The sequence below is a fragment of the Nocardioides sp. Bht2 genome (genome assembly GCF_047308515.1).
GTDB lineage: Bacteria > Actinomycetota > Actinomycetes > Propionibacteriales > Nocardioidaceae > Nocardioides.
The window spans coordinates 30,532-48,275 of sequence record NZ_JBLBWI010000007.1 but is presented as its reverse complement, the minus strand read 5'-3'; the positions used below and the strand labels follow the sequence as shown (position 1 = coordinate 48,275).

Here is a 17,744-nt window from a genome sequence, read left to right as displayed (position 1 = left end):
CGGCTCACTGGAACAGCAGCGGGTTCTCGGCGGCGGTCTCGCCCTCGGTGCCCACCACGAAGACCGCGTTCACGCCGGACTGCCCTTCCTCGGCGGTGAAGGGGAGCGAGACGCACTGGCGTTCGGTGCCGCCCTTCCAGGTGTCCTGGACCTGGCCGAGCACGGTGACGCCGTCCGGTGCGACGAAGGTGACCCCGATCGGCAGGCCGTCAGGCAGGCCTTCGACGGCGAACTCGGCGTGCACGGTGGTGCCGGGCGTGACCGACATCGACTGCGGCTCGCGCAGGCTGCTGGTCCCGGTACAACCCGACGTGCCGGTGGTGCTCCAGCCCGCCGCGGTCACCGACGCCTCCTTCGGTGCGTCCGGAGCGGCGGGCGCCCGGTCGGCGAAGGGGGAGACGTAGTCCGGGTCGCCGCCGGTCTTGGCGATCTTCATGACGTCGTTGGCCAGGTCGATCGGTCGGATCAGCGCCGAGCCCTGGGTGATCGCGCCGACGTCCTGGGAGACCGCGGTGATCACGGCGGTGTTGATCCCGATCAGTTCGCCGTCGGAGTTGATCGAGGCACCACCCGAGTTGCCCGAACCCAGCCGGAGGTCGGAGTCGATGAAGCCTCGCTCGGTCCCGATCACGGGGTCGGCCTGGAAGGTGGAGACGATGCCGCGGGTCACCGTGAGCGGACGCTCCGCGCCAGCGCTGGGGTTGCCGATACCGGGATAGCCCAATGCGGTGATCTCGTCGCCGGTCCGCAACTCCTGGCTGGAGCCGACCGGCAGGGGAGCGGGGAGCGACAGGTTGTTGTTGTCGACGTCGTTGCCCTCGGCGTCGGCGTTGATCTTGAGGACGGCGAGGTCCAGGTAGCCGTCAGCGACGATCGGTTCGGCACGGTAGGTCGGCTCGGCCGGCTTGTCGTCGGCGGTCTGGGTGAGCGCGACCAACAGGTAGGCGGGGTCGCCGAACTCACTGGCACCCTGGCCGGGAGCACTGGGCTTGCCGACGTGCGCGTTGGTCAGGATCAGGCCGTCGGAGCTGATCACCGAGCCGGAGCCGGAGTGCATCGGCCGGTCGTTCTCGTCCATCGCGATCAGCAGCACGCTGGCGGCCTTCGCCCGGTCCAGTTCGGCCGCCGTCAACCGGTCGCTGCCGCCGTCGTCGTCGTTGTTGCTCAGCATGATGCCCGCGGTGATACCGCCGCCGATCAGCAGGAGAGCGCCGAGAACCGCGCCGACGATGCTCAACGTGCGGCGGCGCTTACGCCCGGCGATCGCCCGCGAGGCGATCTCGGCGGCGACCATCGGCACGATCTCCAACTCGTACCCCGCGGTGGGGTGGCCGAGTAGGACCGTGGTCGGCTTGTCGAGACGCTGGCTGCGGACCCGTTCGCCGTCCAGGAAGGTGCCCGTGGTGGAACGGTCGTGGAGCCACCAGCCGTCCGGCCGCGGCTCGAGGAGCGCGTGTTGCCGGGAGACGACGGGGTCGTCGGCGACGACCTCCAGGCCCGGCTCCCGGCCGATCCTGACCGGCGCCAACGGGGCGAACCGGCGGTCGAGGTCGCGGCTGCGGACGAGCAGTGCCGGGGCCATGGTGCCCGGGCTGCTGGCCCGGCCCGGCACGACCGTCATCGCGAGTTCCTGGGTGAGCGCGGACGCCGGGGGCGGTGCCGTCGGGCGTGCGCCGATCGGCTCGACGGTGACCTGGACCGGGGTCGCCTCGCCGCTCTGTCCGAAGAAGAGGGTCTGGGTGCCGCTCAGCGCGGCCTGCTGAAGCCGTTGTCCGTTCAGCCACACGCCGTGGGTGCTGCCGGAGTCGACGACCTGCCACCCGTCGCGGGTCGGCTGGAGTTCGGCATGCTGGCGAGAGACCGTGGCGCCGGTGAGGACGACGTCGGCCCGAGGGTCCCGCCCGAGACGGATCGGTCGCGAGCCGTCGAAGGTGTAGGTACGACCTTCGGCTTGGACACGGATACTGCTCATCTTGCTCCCCAACGTCGTCGGCGACCGGTGCCTTCGAATCCGGATCCTATCCGTCGCGGCCGGCGTGGGAGGCTGGTCAGGCTCAGCAGCGAGAGGGACGGGTGAGATGAGAGGCATCTTCTTCGATGAGGATGACGCGCAGGCCGTGGCCCGCGCGTTGGCCGCCGGCGGGTGGTCGGCCGAGGTGGTCCGGGAGCGGTTGGCCGGTGAGGACGACGACGAGGACCACCCGTGGGCGGTGCTGACCGATGCTCCGGCCTTCACCTTCGAGGTGCTGATCGACCAGCACGACGGTTGGTTGGAGGAGGAGGTCGTCGAGAGCGTGATCCCCAAGCTGCCGCCGCTGGCCCTGCCCGATGCGCCGCGCCGGATCAAGCGGCCCGACGCCGGCAATTGACGGTGCCCGGCGCTGTTGTCGGTCCCCGGTCGTAGGCTTCCCCTCATGACCGCTGACCAGCGCCTGCTCCTGATCCACGCCCACCCTGACGACGAGTCGATCGGCCAGGGCGCGACCATGGCCAAATACGTCAAGGAGGGGCGCGGGGTCACCCTGGTCACCTGCACCGCAGGCGAGATGGGGGAGATCCTGGTTCCGGAGCTCGAGCACCTCGCCGCCGACCGTGACGACGCGCTCGGCGAGCACCGCAAGGGCGAGCTCGCCGACGCGATGGCGGTCCTCGGGGTCACCGACCACCGCTTCCTCGGTGGCTTCGGCACCTACCGCGACTCCGGCATGCAGTGGCATGCCGATGGCCACGCGATCGCGGCCGACGACATCCACGACAACGCCTTCTGGAGGGCCGACCTGACCGAGGCGGCCACCCACCTGGTCGCGGTGATCCGTGAGGTCCGTCCCCAGGTGATGGTCACCTACGACGAGTTCGGCGGCTACGGCCACCCCGACCACATCCAGGCCCACCGGGTGGCCACCTACGCCGCCGCGCTGGCCGCGGTGCCGTCCTTCCGGACCGACCTGGGCGAGGCCTGGGACATCGCGAAGGTCTACTGGGGTGCGATGTCGGAGTCGCGGATGCGCGAGGGCCTGCGCCGACTCCGCGACTCCGGTGACACCGCCACCTTCGAGGGCATGGACCCGGACGGCCCGCTCCCGCACTTCGTATCCAGCGACGAGGCGTTGTCGGCCGCCGTCGACGGCTCCGCGTACGTGGACCAGAAGATGGCTGCGCTGGCCGCCCACAAGACCCAGATCACCACCGACGGGCCGTTCTTCGCGCTCTCCAACAACGTCGGCGCCGAGGCGATGGGCGTCGAGTTCTATCGCCTGGCGAAGGGTGCGCAGGGCCCGCTCGGTCCGGACGGATTCGAGACCGACCTCTTCGCGGGGCTGTGAACCTTTCCGCAGCGTTGGCCGCGACCCCGGTCCGGATCGGGCTCGCGGCCCTACTGGCGCCGATCGGTGCGGCTACCGCCATCGCCTCGGTCGCTGTGCACGACGCGAACTGGGCCTGGTTCGTCCTCGGCCTGGCGGCTCCGGCCGCGACCACCCTCGCGCTGCCGGCCGGCTGGCTCCGCTTCGGCTTCGTGCTCGGCTGGGTGGCGATGATCCTGGTCGTGATCCAGGGCACGGCCGCCGGTTCGTGGGCGATCAGCGCCGATCTCCGCGGCTACCTCTTCCTCACAGGTGGTCTCGGCCTGATGGTCACTGCAGTGGTCACCGCACCGGTGCCGGGACGCCGGGCTCCAGCTCCGTCGGCGACCCCCAGTGCCGACGCCTGATGAAACGCCGAAGCGGCGCTTTGGTGGGCTCTCACTAAGATGTCCGGGTGACAGAGTCCAACAAAGAGTCCAAAGGCGGGAAGGTCGTTGCCTTCACCGTCGTGGGCGTGCTCGCGCTCGGGGCAGCGGGTTATGTCGGCGCCTACGCAGCTGCCGGAGCCAAGGTTCCGCGCGGAACCAGTGTGGCCGGCGTCGACATCGGTGGGCTCGAACACGATGCCGCCATCGCCAAGATCGAGGCTGACCTCGGCAGCCGTCAGCAGGTCAAGATCACCGTGGACGGCAAGCCCGCCCAGGTGAAGACCGCGGATCTCGGCATCAACGTCGACGCTCCGGCAAGTGTCTCCGAGGCGGGCGGTGGCCGCAGTTGGTCGCCCAGCCGCCTGTGGAACTACTACACCGGCGGAGACGACATCGACGCCGTCACGACGGTTGACGAGTCCGCGCTCGACACGTTCCTCGACGGCCTGGACACCGGCTACGGCACCGCGCCGGTCGACGGCACCATCGCCTTCAAGCGCGGACGTCTGGTCACCGGCGACGCCGAGCAGGGCCGCGGTGTCGACCGCGACCAGGCCCGTAGTGAGCTTACTGAAGCGTTGCTCACCGGCAGCACCGCCGAGTTGGACCTCGTCACCGTGCAGCCCGAGATCGACGGCGACGACGTGCAGAAGGCACTCGACGAGTTCGCGAACCCGGCTGTCAGCGCTGCCGTCACCCTGCTGTTCGACAAGACCCCGATCAAGCTCACCCCGGCTGACTACAGCGCCGCACTGAGCATGGTCGCCGAGAACGGTGAACTGAAGCCCGAGCTCGACGAGACCCGGCTGGAGAAGGTCGTCCGCGCCAAGTTCGTGGACGACGACGCTGCTCCGGTCGACGCGACCGTCAAGCTGGTGAAGGGCAAGCCTCGCGTGGTGCCTTCGCGTCCTGGCGTCGACTTCACCCCGGAAGACATCAGCTCCGCCTTCCTGGACCTGGTCGTCAAGCCCAGCGGAGAGCGGAAGGCCGAGGTCAAGGCCACGGTGCGGGACGCCGAGTTCACCACGGCGGACGCGAAGGCCCTGGGGATCAAGGAGAAGGTCTCCAGCTTCACCACCTACTACCCGCCGGCCAACTACCGCAACGTCAACATCGGCCGTGCGGCCGAGTTGATCGACGGCACCGTGCTGAAGCCGGGAGAGACCTTCTCCCTCAACGACACCGTCGGCGAGCGGACCGCGGCGAACGGCTTCACCTCGGGCTACATGATCGCCGACGGCGTCCTCAAGCAGGACCTGGGTGGCGGGGTCTCACAGATGGCGACGACCACCTTCAACGCGGCCTTCTTCGCCGGCCTCGAGGATGTCGAGCACAAGGCTCACTCGCTCTACTTCGACCGGTATCCGGTCGGTCGTGAGGCCACCGTTGCGTGGGGTGCGGTCGACCTGAAGTTCAAGAACAACACCGACCACGGAATCCTGATCTCCGCCAAGGTCACCCCGGGGTACTCCTCGAACGGCGTGGTCACCGTCTCGATGTACGGCACCAAGGTCTGGGACATCACCACCAAGACCGGCGCGCGCTACAACTACCGGGCGCCCGGAGTCCGCTACCTGCAAGGCGCCGGCTGCGAGCCGAACAACGCTCCGGCCAGCGGCTTCGACATCGATGTGTGGCGCTACTTCCACAAGCCCGGTTCCAAGACCGTGGAGAAGACCGAGAAGTTCCACACCGCCTACATCGCCAACGACCGCGTGGTCTGTGGACCGCCGCCCGGCGAGAAGAAGAAGCAGGACGAGAAGAAGGACGACTGAGCGGTTCTCCGCCCAGACCCACCGCCCTCAGTTCGGGCTGAGGTAGCGCAACTCGTGGTGGGTCTTCAGGCCCAGCGACTCGTAGAGCGCGAGGGCGGCATGGTTGTCGGCCTCGACATGCAGCCAGCAGGTGGTCGCGCCACGCTCAGCACCCCAGTCGAGCAGCTCGGCGACCATGCGACGGGCGAGCCCGCGACGACGCAGCTCGGGGTCGACCAGAATCGCGTGCAGGCCGAACCAGTCGCCGGAGAGGCCGCCGCGCGCCTCCGCGACGAGGCGGCCCGCGACGCGGAGTTCCAGAGCCACGCGGACGCCGTCGTCCTGGAGCCCGATCTGCGTCTGCGGACGGTCCACGAGCTGTTCGAAGGAGAGCGGCGCGACGCTGCGTAGCGCGCGCAGAGCGCGGGAGACGGCACCCAGCTGGAAGACCGCGTCGCCGCCGGCGACTGGCTCCCAGCCGGCCGCGGTGAAGGCGGCTTCGGCGGCGGTGTCGCGGACCACCTGTGCCAGGGGCTCGCGGTCACGGTCCCGGTAGAAGTCGACGACGGCCGCGACCGCCGCTGAATCGGGCCGGCCGGGGTCGCCGATGGCGAGGCAGGAGTTGGCGCGCTTCAGCAACCGACCGACGGGCTTCGGATCGGTGCGCAACACCCAATCGCCGAGCGGGCTGGTCTCCACCTGGGGCCACAGCACCAGGCTGTGCTCCTCGGCCTGCCGGGCGCTGACCCGATGCCGCACCGGTGCACGCGGCGGAACGGATTTGCCGGAGACGATCTCGGCGATCGCGACGACGACCTGCTCGCCGTTCTCCCGCTCGACCACGCATTCGCCGTCCGACCAGCGCAGACAGGTGCCGAGCACGTCGGTGAACGCCGGGCCACCGGTGGGGCCGGTCACCCCGGGGATCCGCCGTCGCACGACGATCCGGGTGCCGACGACGTGTTCGCCCAGTCGGTGCTGGGAATTTTGGTCGCTCATATTCTGGAGGTCGCTGCCCGAATCCATAGCGGGGATACTAGGCTGATCTCACTTCTTTGCCCCGTATGCCTTTCAGGAGGACCAGGTGACCTACGTCATCGCCCAGCCGTGTGTCGACGTCAAGGACCGCGCTTGCGTCGACGAGTGTCCGGTTGACTGCATCTATGAGGGCAAGCGGATGCTCTACATCCACCCCGACGAGTGCGTCGACTGCGGTGCGTGTGAGCCGGTCTGCCCGGTCGAAGCGATCTTCTACGAGGACGACACCCCGGAGGAGTGGAAGGCGTACTTCGACGCCAACGTCTCGTTCTTCGACGACCTCGGTGCCCCCGGTGGTGCCGCCAAGATGGGCGAGATCGACCACGACGCTGCGTTCGTGGCTGGTCTCGAGCCGCAGAACCAAGACCACTGAGCTCGGTATCGTCCCGGCTTCCGGACTTCCCCTGGGATCACCTCACGGAGTTCGGAGCCCGGGCTCGGGCCCACGCCGACGGGATCGTTGATCTCTCCGTCGGAACCCCGGTCGATCCGACCCCGCAGCTGATCCAGGACGCGCTGGCGGCCGCCACCAACGACCCTGGCTACCCGACGACGATCGGTCTGCAGGAGTCGCGCCAAGCGGTGATCGACTGGTTGAGCCGGCGGTTCGGCGTCGAAGGCCTCGGCCTCGACGGCGTGCTGCCATTGATCGGCTCCAAGGAACTGATCGCCAGCCTGGCCTTGCATCTGGGTATCGGTGCAGGTGACCTCATCGTCTACCCGGCGCTCGCCTACCCGACCTACGAGGTGGGAGCGGCGCTGGTCGGTGCCCGGCACCTGGCGACCGACTCGCTGACCGCGATCGGCCCCGAGAAGCCGGCCCTGATGTGGATCAACTCGCCGTCGAATCCGACCGGCAAGGTGCTCGGCGTCGAGCACCTGCGCAAGGTGGTCGAGTGGTGCCGTGAGCGCGGCACGTTGTTGGTCTCCGACGAGTGCTATCTGGAGTGCTCCTGGGAGGAGCCGCGGCCGATCTCGGTGCTCCATCCCGACGTCTGCGGTGACTCGCACGAAGGCATCCTCACGGTGCACTCGCTGTCGAAGCGGTCCAACCTGGCCGGTTACCGCTGCGCCTTCGTCGCCGGTGACCCGAAGGTGGTCGGTGAACTGCTCGCGGTTCGCAAGAACCTCGGTCTGCAGATGCCCGGTCCGCAGCAGGTCGCGATGATCACCGCACTGAACGACGACGAGCACGTCGCCGAGCAGCACGCCCGGTACGCCGCGCGGCGCGCCAAGCTCAAGCAGGCGTTGCTGGGTGCGGGCTTCAGCGTGGACAACTCCGAGGCCTCGCTCTACCTGTGGGCGACCCGTGGCGAGGACTGCTGGGAGACTGTCTCCTGGCTGGCCGACCGCGGAATCCTGGTGGCACCGGGTGCCTTCTATGGTGCGACGGGCAATCAGCACGTCCGGGTTGCCTTCACGGCAACCGACGAGCGGATCGACGCGGCGGTGGCTCGCCTCGCCTAGGGTGGGGCACGCCCAGTAGGTCGTTCCGGGAGGAGTCAGCCGCGCCCATGAGCTCTGCCGCATCGAATGCTGCGCTCCGTCTCACCGTTCTCGGTGAGAGTCGCGACTTCACCGAATCGAGCCTGGTGTTGGGGCGCGAGCGCGGTCTGGCCATCACGCTCACCCACCCGGACGTCTCCCGGCGGCACGCCGAGTTCCGTCGGGTGGGGGAGCACTGGTACCTGGTCGACCTCGGTTCGACCAACGGAACCTGGATCGGTGGACGGCGGGTTCAGCACCAACGGTTAACCGTGGGCGAGGTGCTGCCGGTGGTGATCGGCGGCGTCGACGGCGTCGTGGTCACCGCGCAGGCCCTGCCGACCGCGGCCTCGGTCAGCCCTGCGCCGGCACCGCTGGCTCCGCCGATCGCAGCCCCGGCGCCGAGCGGCGACCGGCTGCCGATGGTGCCGCCAGGTCACTTCCGCGACGGCCACACGGTGCTGCCGCCCAACCAGCCGGCCGACCGGCTGCTGACCATCGGCCGTTCCCGTTCCTGCGACGTGGTGATCGACGATCCGCTGGTCTCGCGTCAGCACGCCACGATCACTCTCGGCCCGACGCCGGTGCTCCGCGATCTGGGCAGCTTCAACGGCACCTATGTGAACGGCCAACGGCTCACCGCGCCGGCACCGTTGCGTCCCGGCGCCGAGGTCACGGTGGGGAACCAGGCGTTCACCTGGACCGGCGACAACCTGGCCGCGCGGGCCGGTCGCACCGACCTCACCCTGTACGCCGACAACCTGACCACCGTCGTCAAGGGCGGGCGACGGCTGCTCGACGGCATGTCGTTCGAACTCGCCCCGTCGTCGCTGACGGCGGTGATCGGCCCTTCGGGTGCCGGGAAGTCGACACTGCTCGGTGCCCTGACCGGCTCCAACCCGGCCACCTACGGCCAGGTGCTGTGGCAGGGGAGTGACCTCTACACCCACTACGAGCAGTTGCGCTTCCAGATCGGTCTGGTCCCGCAGCAGGACATCCAGCATCCGCAGCTCACGGTGCGTCAGGGCCTCAGCTACGCCGCCATGCTCCGCCTCCCGCCGGACACGACGGCGACCGAGCGCGCCCAGCGTGTCGAGCGGGTCGTCGGCCAGATGCAGCTGCAGCGTCAGGTCGACAACCGGATCGGCACGCAGCTCTCGGGCGGACAGAAGAAGCGCGTCTCGATCGCCACCGAACTCCTCACCGCACCACCGCTGCTCTTCCTCGACGAGCCGACCTCCGGGCTCGACCCGGGGCTGGACCGAGACGTGATGCACCTGCTGCGCGGTCTGGCCGACGAGGGCCGGGTGGTGATGGTGGTGACCCACTCGGTGTTGGCGCTCGACGTCTGCGACAACGTGCTGGTCCTCGCGCCGGGCGGTCGTCGCGCCTACTTCGGGCCACCGGCCGGGGTGCTCGAACACTTCGGCTGCCGCGACTATCCGGAGGTCTTCGATCTGCTCGACGAGCCGGACCTGTGGCAGCGGATCCCACCGCCGCCGTCCCAGGAGACGGGGCGTCTCCCGGCCCTCAACGCTCCGCTCGCCCAGCCGCCGGTCCAGTCGATGGGGCGCCAGCTGACGACGCTGGTCCGCCGCAACCTCGCGGTCACCGTCGCCGACAAGATGCTGTTGGCGATGCTTGTGCTGATGCCACTGGCCTTGGGCGCCCTGAGCCGAGTGGTCCAGGGCGATGCCGGCCTATCGATGTTGAGCACCGCCAAGGAGAACGGGATGCTCTCGCATCGCGAAGCCCTGCAGCGGTTGACGATCCTGATCGTCGCGGCCGCGCTGATGGGGACCGCGGTGACGATCAGGGAACTGGTCAAGGAGCGCCCGATCTTCCAACGGGAGTACGCCGTCGGCCTCTCGCCAGGGATCTACCTGCTCTCCAAGATTCTGGTGCTCGGAACCGCCTGCTTCGGGCAGGGGTTGGCCGTCACCTGGTTGGCGACCGCCGGTCTACCGGGACCGGACGACGGCGGAGTGCTCGGCCTCGGCTCGTTCGAGGTCGCTCTCGCGATGGGCGGCGTCTGCTTCGCGATGGCGGTGCTCGGGCTCGCCGTCTCGGCCCTGGTGACGTCGTCGGAGCAGACCATGCCCGCCCTGGTCGGGTTGGTGATGGTCCAGCTGGTGCTCTGCGGTGCCCTGGTTCCGGTCGCCGGCCGTGCGGTGCTGGAGCAATTGGCCTGGTTGGCGCCGGCGCGGTGGGGCTTCGCTGCGGCGGCGGCATCGGTCGACCTGGACCGGGCCAAGGAGCAGGCACTAGAGCGCCGCTCGGGCGATGAGCAGCTCGACGCGCTGTACAGCGCGACCGCAGCGCAGTGGTTCCTGAACCTGACGGTGCTGTGGATCCTGACCGCTGCCACCGGTCTGCTGGCCTGGTGGCTGGTCCGGCGCAGCGCGGTCGCGCGCCGGTAGTCCGGATCGGGGAATGACCAGCGTCGAGGCGGGGTTGGGCACAGATGTGACGTCACCGCTCTCGTTGTCCGTACTCGACCTCGCCCCGGTTCGGGAGAACCAGAGCTCCGCTGACGCCGTCGCCGCGTCGCGTGAGCTGGCCCGCGCCGCCGACCGCCTCGGCTACCACCGTTATTGGGTCGCCGAGCACCACAACATGCCCGCCGTCGCGGCGACCAATCCGCCGGTCCTGATCGGGATCCTGGCCGCGGCCACCGGACGGATCCGGGTCGGCTCCGGGGGAGTGATGCTGCCCAACCATGCACCGCTGGTGGTGGCGGAGCAGTTCGCCCTGTTGGAGGCGGCCTTCCCCGGCCGGATCGATCTCGGCATCGGCCGCGCTCCGGGTACCGACCCGGTGACCAGCTGGGCGCTGCGTTCCGGAGCCAACGGGGACGATGCGGTCGCCCGTTTCGCCGAGTACGTCGACAACATCGTGACCCTGATGTCGCCGTCCGGTGCCGGACTCTCGGTCGGCGGCCGAACCCACGAGCTGCGGGCCACCCCGGCTCCGCGTAGTCAGGCCCCGGTCTGGCTGCTGGGCTCCTCGGACTATTCGGCGCGGCTCGCTGCTTCCCGCGGCCTGCCCTACGTTTTCGCCCACCACTTCTCCGGCTCAGGCACCGCCGAGGCGTTGGAGCTCTACCGCAGCAGCTTCGTGCCGAGTGCGGAGTTGGCCGAGCCGCGCACCTTCCTGACGGTCAACGTGGTGGTGGCCGAGAGCTACCAGCGTGCTCAGGAGCTAGCGCTGCCGCAGCTCCTGGCGATGCTCGCCCTGCGTACCGGGCAGCCGTTGCTGCCGCAGCGGTTGGTCGAGTCGGCTGCCGAGGTCGTCATCGCCGAGTCGCACCAGGGGCTGCTTGAGGCGATGCGTGCCCGCTGGGTGATCGGGGACCCGCAGTCGGCGGCCGATCAGATCCGGGCGCTGGCCCAGACGTATGCTGTGGACGAAGTGATGATCCATCCGGTGGCCGGCGCGACGGCCACGGATCCGGCCGATCGGGCCCCTGCTCGCGAGCAGACGCTCGAGCTGTTGGCCGCTGCGCTCGACCGGCGCTGATTAGGGATTCATCCGGCCTTCTGACTAGACTGGCTAGTCGGCCCAACGTGGGTCTGCTTCGTGGTGCCTCGCGGCTGCCGGGAGTGGCTGTGATCGACACCGTTCGCGGTGCCTTTCCTGCTGTTCCTGGTCGAGGTCATGCAGCGGTTCACGAGGTCCACCCGGTGCCATCATCGGGAGGTTCCCGGGCCGGCCGAACGGATCTCCGTTCGGTTGCAGGAATCGGTAACCAATGAGTGGATTGCGGAGGACATGCCGAAGAAAGAAGGCGTGATCGAGATCGAGGGCACCGTTGTGGAGGCCCTCCCCAACGCGATGTTCCGAGTGGAGTTGAGCAACGGCCACAAGGTTCTCGCGCACATCAGCGGCAAGATGCGCCAGCACTACATCCGCATCCTCCCCGAGGACCGGGTCGTGGTGGAGCTCTCGCCGTACGATCTCACCCGCGGGCGCATCGTCTACCGGTACAAGTGATCGGTTCCCTGGGCCTGGCCCAGGGGAGAGACACAGGCACCTCTCCTGCGTGCCGACAAGCCGAGAACAACAAGAAAGGGCCCTCCCAGTGAAGGTCAACCCGAGTGTCAAGCCGATCTGCGACAAGTGCAAGGTGATCCGTCGCCACGGCCGCGTCATGGTGATCTGCGAGAACCCGCGTCACAAGCAGCGCCAGGGCTGAGCACAGCTCATCCGTTCAGGCCCCGGCCTGGAGCGCGAATGCCGGCCTCGGCCGGTGGCAACAACTGAAGAACCCAGTAATCAACGTGAATGCTAGGCCTGGTCATACAGGCTGAATCACCTCCGGAACGGATGGCCGGAGCCGAGTTGAGAATCCACTTCGGTGGCAACGACGGAAGCATCACGACCACACCACCGTGTACGAAGGGAAACCGCCAATCATGGCACGCCTTGTTGGTGTAGACCTCCCCCGCGACAAGCGGATCGAGATCGCACTCACCTACATTTTCGGCATTGGCCGCACCCGTTCGCAGCAGATCCTGGCTGCGACCGGCGTGGACCCGAACGCTCGCGTTCACACCCTGACCGACGAGGAGCTGGTCAAGCTCCGCGACGAGATCGACGCCAACTTCAAGACCGAGGGTGACCTCCGTCGCGAGGTCCAGGCCGACATCCGCCGCAAGATTGAGATCGGCAGCTACCAGGGTCGCCGTCACCGCATGGGCCTTCCGGTCCGCGGACAGCGCACCAAGACCAACGCGCGCACCCGCAAGGGCCCGAAGCGCACCGTCGCCGGCAAGAAGAAGAAGTGATCGCTGCCTGACGCAGGCCTCGCGCCTCATCAGGTTCGATCAGTCGTCTTCCGACTCGACCTCACTGACCAGCAAATCCAGGAGTTAGTTTATGCCTCCCAAGAGCCGACAGGCTGCGGCGAAGACCAAGATTCGTCGCAAGGAGAAGAAGAACATCGCTCAGGGCGAAGCCCACATCAAGAGCACGTTCAACAACACCATCGTCACCATCACCGACCCCACTGGTGCGGTGATCTCGTGGGCCTCTGCCGGCACCGTCGGCTTCAAGGGCTCGCGCAAGTCCACGCCGTACGCCGCGCAGATGGCAGCCGAGGCCGCTGGCCGTCGTGCCATGGACCACGGCATGAAGAAGATCGACGTGTTCGTGAAGGGTCCGGGTTCCGGTCGCGAGACCGCCATCCGTTCCTTGGGTGCTATCGGCCTTGAGGTCGGCACCATCCAGGACGTGACCCCGACCCCGCACAACGGATGCCGTCCGCCCAAGCGCCGCCGCGTTTGAGTTCTGCGACACCACCGATCTTTTTCTACTAAGGAGCAACTGAACCATGGCCCGTTACACCGGCCCCATGACCAGGAAGTCGCGCCGTCTCGGTATCGACCTCGTTGGTGGCGACCAGGCTTTCGAGCGTCGTCCGTACCCGCCCGGCCAGCACGGCCGCGCCCGCATCAAGGAGAGCGAGTACCGCTCGCAGCTGCAGGAGAAGCAGAAGGCTCGTTTCTCCTACGGCGTGATGGAGAAGCAGTTCCACAACTACTACGTTGAGGCTTCCCGTCGTACCGGCAAGACCGGTGACAACCTGCTCCAGCTGCTGGAGTGCCGCCTCGACAACGTGGTGTACCGCGCAGGCTTCGCCCGCACGCGTCGTCACGCCCGTCAGCTCGTCGTTCACGGCCACTTCAAGGTCAACGGCAAGAAGGTTGACATCCCCTCGTTCCAGGTGACCGCTCACGACGTCATCGACGTCCGCGAGAAGTCGCTGGAGATGACCCCGTTCATCGTGGCTCGCGAGACCCACGGCGAGCGCGTCGTTCCCGCCTGGCTCGAGGCGCTCCCGACCCGGATGCGGATCCTGGTGCACCAGCTGCCGGTCCGCGCGCAGATCGACGTGCCGGTTCAGGAACAACTCATCGTCGAGTTCTACTCGAAGAAGTAATCTCAAGTCCACCTCCTCGCCTCCCGGCGGGGAGGTGGCACCTCTTCCCATCGATCACCGGTAGTTCGGGCCCATCAAATGGTGGGTGGGCCCGGGAAGGACAACATCAGTGCTTATCGCTCAGCGCCCGACTCTGTCGGAAGAGTCCATTGGCGAGTTCCGCTCGCGGTTCGTGATCGAGCCGCTGGAGCCCGGCTTCGGCTATACGCTTGGCAACTCGCTGCGTCGCACCCTGCTCAGCTCGATCCCGGGCGCAGCTGTGACCAGCATCAAGGTGGACAGCGTCCTCCACGAGTTCTCGACTGTCGAGGGCGTCAAGGAAGACATCACCGAGGTGATCTTGAACCTCAAGGGCCTCGTCGTCTCCTCGGAGCATGACGAGCCGGTCACCATGTACCTGCGTAAGCAGGGCCCCGGTGACGTCACCGCCGCGGACATCGCGCCCCCGGCGGGTGTCGAGGTGCACAACCCCGACCTGAAGATCGCGACCCTGTCCGACAAGGGCAAGCTCGAGATGGAGCTCGTCGTCGAGCGTGGCCGTGGCTACGTCAGCTCGGTGCAGAACAAGGGTGGCGACAACGAGATCGGCCGGATGCCGGTCGACTCGATCTACAGCCCCGTGCTGAAGGTGACCTACAAGGTCGAGGCCACCCGTGTTGAGCAGCGCACCGACTTCGACAAGCTGGTCATCGATGTCGAGACCAAGCCGTCGATCCGTCCCCGCGACGCCGTCGCGTCGGCCGGTAAGACCCTGGTCGAGCTCTTCGGTCTGGCTCGCGAGCTGAACGTCGAGGCCGAGGGCATCGACATCGGCCCGTCGCCGGTCGACGAGCAGTTGGCTGCCGACCTCGCCCTCCCGGTCGAGGACCTGCAGCTCACCGTCCGTTCGTACAACTGCCTCAAGCGCGAGGGCATCCACACCGTGGGTGAGCTCATCTCCCGCTCGGAGCAGGACCTGCTCGACATCCGCAACTTCGGTTCGAAGTCGATCGACGAGGTCAAGGGCAAGCTGGTCGAGATGGGTCTGTCCCTCAAGGACAGCGCACCCGGCTTCGACGCTGCAGCTGCGCTTGCCGCCTACGGCGACGACGACGACGATACCTTCGTCGAGGACGAGCAGTACTAACTGAGACATCCCGAGCACGCGCCTCGCTGCGTTGTTGTCGGTCGACGGCCAAGTACGGGCCGCCTTCCCTCCGCCGCCTTGCGATCCACGCGCTCGGAACGCCTCAGCAACAACCAGCTACATCTACTCCGGTACCTGATACGGCCGGGGAGAATTGAGAGAGAACCATGCCTACTCCCACCAAGGGTGCCCGCTTCGGCGGTAGCCCGGCTCACCAGCGCCTGATCCTCTCGAACATGGCTACCCAGCTGTTCGAGCACGGCCGGATCACCACCACCGAGGCCAAGGCTCGTCGCCTTCGCCCGGTGGCGGAGAAGCTGATCACCAAGGCGAAGAAGGGTGACCTGCACAACCGTCGCGAGGTCCTCAAGACCATCCGCGACAAGGGTGTCGTCCACCTGCTCTTCACCGAGATCGCTCCCTCCTTCTCGGAGCGTCCGGGCGGTTACACCCGGATCACCAAGATCGGTCCGCGCAAGGGCGACAACGCCCCCATGGCTGTGATCGAGCTCGTCACCGAGGCCTTCGAGCCCAAGGTGCGCGCCAAGGCCGCTCCGGTTGCCGAGGAGCCCGCCGAGGTCGTCGCCGAGGAGACCGCTGAGGTCGAGGCTGAGGTCACCGAGGAGGCTCCCGCTGAGGAAGCCGCCGAGGAGAACGACGAGGAGAAGAAGGACGCCTGAGCGTTCTGATCTCTCTGGGGAAGCCCGTCACCGCAAGGTGGCGGGCTTCTCTGCTCTCTGCGCCAGTCGCCCCGGCGGTCAGGAGCGTCGACGCCAACCGAGCCGACGGCGGTGCGGTGCTGCCATCCGTCGACCACCCAGGTCGGCGCGCTGTCCGGCGTCCCAGCCGTCGGCGGCACCGGAACCGGAGAGCTGGCGGGCTCGCGCGCTGCGGAGCCGGGGATAGGCCTCCTGCATCGCCCGCTTGGCCACTGCCGCCCGATCTGCGAGGACCAACGCCGTGCCCGGCCGGTCGTCAGGACGCTGCGCGGAGGCATCGGCCTGAGCCCGGGCCTCCGCGTAGGCGAGCCGTTCTCCGACGGCCCCGCGGAACCCGGCCAGCCACGAGCGCCGGAACGCAGCCTGATGTTCGCCGCGGGGGACCGGCGCCCGCACCATCCAGGTGGCTGCCTGGAGAAGCAGGCTGGTGAAGAGGAGCTCGGTGCGCTCCAGGTCGGACTGTTGACCGAAGAGGTGCAGCGACCATGAGGTGGTGCCGGGCTCTCGTTTGGCGACCTGCACCGCTTGACATCCGTAGTGCGCCGCGACGGTGGCCAGCAGGTCCGCCTTGTCCCGTGCGTAGGGCGCCTCCAGGCCGATCACCCGGTCGCCGACCACCAGCGGAGCGCCGCTGTCCGCGGCAAGGAGAGTCTGGTCGATGCCGTACGCGGCGATCAGCTCGGCGGCTTTGGCGGTATAGGCCTCGGCCTCTTCGGGGGTGGCGGCGTCGTTCTCCGCCTTGGCCAAGAGCTTGCGGATCTTGGCCAGCATCGGATGCTCGTTCATGGTCCTCCTCGAGTAGGAGGCTCAGCGTCGCTGAGAGGTCCGACTCTGCAGGCTGGCCCAGGCCGACATCGCGATCCCGAGGGTGGTCAGCAGGACTCCGGCGATCAGCAGGCCGCCGAGGTCCTCGGTGAAGCCGAAGGCCAGGATTCCGAGACCGATCACGATGTCGGCGAGACCGAGGAAGATGAAGAGCCGGTAGGGATTCGGATTCACATCTGCTGCCATGACCTGAGGGTAGCGCCCGCGCTACGCCGTGACAGGATCGCAGGCGTGCGGATGCGGATCGACCTGGCGTATGACGGTACCGAGTTCAAGGGCTGGGCTCGGCAACCCGTGCTGCGCACGGTCCAGGGGGAGCTCGAAGCGGCCCTCAGTACGGTGCTCCGGCTGCCGGCGGCCTCCGTGGTCTGTGCCGGCCGCACCGACGCCGGTGTCCACGCCCGCGGCCAGGTCGCGCACATCGACCTCGAGGACGGCGTCGTCGCAGCTGCGTCGCGGACCCGCCGTTCGGAGCACGATCTCGCCGCAGTCGCCCGGCGGCTCAACGGGGTGCTGCCCGCCGACCTCCGGGTCCGCCAGGTGAGTGTGGCCCCTGAGGGCTTCGACGCCCGGTTCAGCGCGATCTGGCGTCGCTACGCCTATCGGATCGCCGACTCTGTCGAGCTCCTCGACCCGCTGCGCCGTGGGCATGTGCTCGACTGGCCCCGCGCGCTCGACGCTGAGGCGATGAACGCGGCCTCTCGCCCCCTGATCGGGCTCCAGGACTTCGCCTCCTTCTGCAAGAAGCGTGAGGGCGCGACCACCGTGCGCACCTTGCTCGACCTGCACTGGGATCGCGACGCCGACGGGCTCCTGGTCGGCACCGTCCGTGCCGACGCCTTCTGCCACAACATGGTGCGGGCCCTGGTCGGCTGTCTGGTCGCCGTAGGGGAGGGGCGCCGCGACACGGAGTGGGCGGTGGATGTGCTGCGCGCGGCGCGCCGCGACCCCGCCGTGGCGGTGGTCGCCGCGCACGGGCTGACCCTCGAAGAGGTCGGTTACCCGGCACCTGCGGAGCTTGCCGCGCAGGCCGAGCGGGCCCGGAACAAGCGCGAACTCGACTGATCCCGGTCTGCTGGTAGGTGCCGAGGCCCGGCACCCGGAGCACCTGGGCGGGGTGGTGGCT

Annotated in this window: 20 protein-coding genes; 16 read left to right on the top strand and 4 right to left on the bottom strand. The window is 68.3% G+C overall.

All coding sequences use genetic code 11. The features are described from left to right. Window positions 1-4: 4 nt before the first annotated feature. Window positions 5-1,972 carry an FHA domain-containing protein gene (locus ACLM5J_RS11160; protein ID WP_413656481.1) on the bottom strand — a complete coding sequence of 656 codons (1,968 nt, stop codon included), beginning with the start codon at window positions 1,970-1,972 and terminating at the stop codon, window positions 5-7. A gap of 106 nt (window positions 1,973-2,078) precedes the next feature. Here ACLM5J_RS11160 and ACLM5J_RS11155 point away from each other — a divergent pair, with 106 nt between their 5' ends. Genes ACLM5J_RS11155 through ACLM5J_RS11140 form a run of 4 tightly spaced genes read left to right on the top strand, consistent with a single transcriptional unit; the run spans window position 2,079 to window position 5,505 of the window. After that, a complete protein-coding gene (locus ACLM5J_RS11155) occupies window positions 2,079-2,369 on the top strand; it encodes a hypothetical protein (protein WP_413656480.1) in 291 nt (96 codons plus the stop codon). A gap of 45 nt (window positions 2,370-2,414) precedes the next feature. Further along, window positions 2,415-3,323: an N-acetyl-1-D-myo-inositol-2-amino-2-deoxy-alpha-D-glucopyranoside deacetylase gene (gene mshB / locus ACLM5J_RS11150; RefSeq protein WP_413656479.1), complete on the top strand. Its 909-nt coding sequence runs from the start codon at window positions 2,415-2,417 to the stop codon at window positions 3,321-3,323. Next, entirely contained in the window at window positions 3,320-3,709 is a 390-nt protein-coding gene (locus ACLM5J_RS11145; RefSeq protein WP_413656478.1) for a hypothetical protein, read from the top strand. The genes mshB and ACLM5J_RS11145 overlap by 4 nt, the downstream gene beginning before the upstream one ends. 47 nt (window positions 3,710-3,756) lie before the next feature. Beyond that, window positions 3,757-5,505: a VanW family protein gene (locus ACLM5J_RS11140; protein ID WP_413656477.1), complete on the top strand. Its 1,749-nt coding sequence runs from the start codon at window positions 3,757-3,759 to the stop codon at window positions 5,503-5,505. A gap of 27 nt (window positions 5,506-5,532) precedes the next feature. Here ACLM5J_RS11140 and ACLM5J_RS11135 read toward each other — a convergent pair whose 3' ends face one another. Next, window positions 5,533-6,510, bottom strand: coding sequence for a GNAT family N-acetyltransferase (locus ACLM5J_RS11135; RefSeq protein WP_413656476.1), 978 nt, complete (start codon window positions 6,508-6,510; stop codon window positions 5,533-5,535). A gap of 58 nt (window positions 6,511-6,568) precedes the next feature. Here ACLM5J_RS11135 and fdxA point away from each other — a divergent pair, with 58 nt between their 5' ends. The 11 genes from fdxA to rplQ all read left to right on the top strand — a co-directional run bounded on the left by fdxA (window position 6,569) and on the right by rplQ (window position 15,754). Then, the gene (gene fdxA, locus ACLM5J_RS11130) at window positions 6,569-6,895 is read left to right on the top strand and encodes a ferredoxin (protein ID WP_413656475.1); all 327 of its coding nucleotides are present in this window, start codon (window positions 6,569-6,571) and stop codon (window positions 6,893-6,895) included. Continuing rightward, window positions 6,892-7,989, top strand: a complete 1,098-nt coding sequence (gene dapC, locus ACLM5J_RS11125; protein WP_413656595.1) for a succinyldiaminopimelate transaminase — start codon at window positions 6,892-6,894, stop codon at window positions 7,987-7,989. The genes fdxA and dapC overlap by 4 nt, the downstream gene beginning before the upstream one ends. Window positions 7,990-8,036: 47 nt before the next feature. Further along, window positions 8,037-10,427: an FHA domain-containing protein gene (locus ACLM5J_RS11120; RefSeq protein WP_413656474.1), complete on the top strand. Its 2,391-nt coding sequence runs from the start codon at window positions 8,037-8,039 to the stop codon at window positions 10,425-10,427. Between the two features lie 13 nt (window positions 10,428-10,440). Further along, complete coding sequence (locus ACLM5J_RS11115) at window positions 10,441-11,526, top strand: LLM class flavin-dependent oxidoreductase (protein ID WP_413656473.1); 1,086 nt, start codon at window positions 10,441-10,443, stop codon at window positions 11,524-11,526. A 252-nt stretch (window positions 11,527-11,778) separates the two neighbouring features. Beyond that, window positions 11,779-12,000, top strand: coding sequence for a translation initiation factor IF-1 (gene infA, locus ACLM5J_RS11110; protein WP_011757309.1), 222 nt, complete (start codon window positions 11,779-11,781; stop codon window positions 11,998-12,000). 88 nt (window positions 12,001-12,088) lie between these two features. Continuing rightward, complete coding sequence (rpmJ, locus tag ACLM5J_RS11105; protein WP_004008316.1) at window positions 12,089-12,202, top strand: 50S ribosomal protein L36; 114 nt, start codon at window positions 12,089-12,091, stop codon at window positions 12,200-12,202. 220 nt (window positions 12,203-12,422) lie between these two features. Further along, a complete protein-coding gene (gene rpsM / locus ACLM5J_RS11100) occupies window positions 12,423-12,794 on the top strand; it encodes a 30S ribosomal protein S13 (protein WP_413656472.1) in 372 nt (123 codons plus the stop codon). A gap of 91 nt (window positions 12,795-12,885) precedes the next feature. Next, window positions 12,886-13,293: a 30S ribosomal protein S11 gene (gene rpsK, locus ACLM5J_RS11095; protein ID WP_413656471.1), complete on the top strand. Its 408-nt coding sequence runs from the start codon at window positions 12,886-12,888 to the stop codon at window positions 13,291-13,293. 46 nt (window positions 13,294-13,339) lie between these two features. Then, complete coding sequence (gene rpsD, locus ACLM5J_RS11090) at window positions 13,340-13,948, top strand: 30S ribosomal protein S4 (protein WP_413656470.1); 609 nt, start codon at window positions 13,340-13,342, stop codon at window positions 13,946-13,948. A gap of 109 nt (window positions 13,949-14,057) precedes the next feature. Beyond that, window positions 14,058-15,074, top strand: coding sequence for a DNA-directed RNA polymerase subunit alpha (locus ACLM5J_RS11085; protein WP_413656469.1), 1,017 nt, complete (start codon window positions 14,058-14,060; stop codon window positions 15,072-15,074). Window positions 15,075-15,241: 167 nt separating this feature from the next. Beyond that, on the top strand, window positions 15,242-15,754 hold the full coding sequence (rplQ, locus tag ACLM5J_RS11080) for a 50S ribosomal protein L17 (protein WP_413656468.1): 513 nt from the start codon (window positions 15,242-15,244) through the stop codon (window positions 15,752-15,754). A gap of 78 nt (window positions 15,755-15,832) precedes the next feature. Here the strand turns inward: rplQ and ACLM5J_RS11075 are convergent, their stop codons facing one another. Together ACLM5J_RS11075 and ACLM5J_RS11070 are read right to left on the bottom strand one after the other, a co-directional pair. Further along, window positions 15,833-16,579: a DUF2786 domain-containing protein gene (locus ACLM5J_RS11075; protein ID WP_413656467.1), complete on the bottom strand. Its 747-nt coding sequence runs from the start codon at window positions 16,577-16,579 to the stop codon at window positions 15,833-15,835. 21 nt (window positions 16,580-16,600) lie between these two features. After that, window positions 16,601-16,804 (bottom strand): hypothetical protein, encoded by a 204-nt coding sequence (locus ACLM5J_RS11070; protein ID WP_413656466.1) that lies wholly within the window; start codon window positions 16,802-16,804, stop codon window positions 16,601-16,603. A gap of 51 nt (window positions 16,805-16,855) precedes the next feature. On the opposite strand from ACLM5J_RS11070, the gene truA reads away from it, so the two are divergent. Next, window positions 16,856-17,683: a tRNA pseudouridine(38-40) synthase TruA gene (gene truA, locus ACLM5J_RS11065; protein ID WP_413656594.1), complete on the top strand. Its 828-nt coding sequence runs from the start codon at window positions 16,856-16,858 to the stop codon at window positions 17,681-17,683. The last annotated feature ends 61 nt before the right edge of the window (window positions 17,684-17,744 follow it).

Bases quoted from the DNA above. Each gene is read 5' to 3' on its own strand.
- ACLM5J_RS11160 (WP_413656481.1), bottom strand. From the start codon at position 1,972: ATGAGCAGTATCCGTGTCCAAGCCGAAGGTCGTACCTACACCTTCGAC.
- ACLM5J_RS11155 (WP_413656480.1), top strand. From the start codon at position 2,079: ATGAGAGGCATCTTCTTCGATGAGGATGACGCGCAGGCCGTGGCCCGC.
- mshB (WP_413656479.1), top strand. From the start codon at position 2,415: ATGACCGCTGACCAGCGCCTGCTCCTGATCCACGCCCACCCTGACGAC.
- ACLM5J_RS11135 (WP_413656476.1), bottom strand. From the start codon at position 6,510: ATGGATTCGGGCAGCGACCTCCAGAATATGAGCGACCAAAATTCCCAG.
- ACLM5J_RS11120 (WP_413656474.1), top strand. From the start codon at position 8,037: ATGAGCTCTGCCGCATCGAATGCTGCGCTCCGTCTCACCGTTCTCGGT.
- ACLM5J_RS11115 (WP_413656473.1), top strand. From the start codon at position 10,441: ATGACCAGCGTCGAGGCGGGGTTGGGCACAGATGTGACGTCACCGCTC.
- infA (WP_011757309.1), top strand. From the start codon at position 11,779: ATGCCGAAGAAAGAAGGCGTGATCGAGATCGAGGGCACCGTTGTGGAG.
- rpsM (WP_413656472.1), top strand. From the start codon at position 12,423: ATGGCACGCCTTGTTGGTGTAGACCTCCCCCGCGACAAGCGGATCGAG.
- rpsK (WP_413656471.1), top strand. From the start codon at position 12,886: ATGCCTCCCAAGAGCCGACAGGCTGCGGCGAAGACCAAGATTCGTCGC.
- rpsD (WP_413656470.1), top strand. From the start codon at position 13,340: ATGGCCCGTTACACCGGCCCCATGACCAGGAAGTCGCGCCGTCTCGGT.
- rplQ (WP_413656468.1), top strand. From the start codon at position 15,242: ATGCCTACTCCCACCAAGGGTGCCCGCTTCGGCGGTAGCCCGGCTCAC.
- ACLM5J_RS11075 (WP_413656467.1), bottom strand. From the start codon at position 16,579: ATGAACGAGCATCCGATGCTGGCCAAGATCCGCAAGCTCTTGGCCAAG.
- ACLM5J_RS11070 (WP_413656466.1), bottom strand. From the start codon at position 16,804: ATGGCAGCAGATGTGAATCCGAATCCCTACCGGCTCTTCATCTTCCTC.
- truA (WP_413656594.1), top strand. From the start codon at position 16,856: ATGCGGATCGACCTGGCGTATGACGGTACCGAGTTCAAGGGCTGGGCT.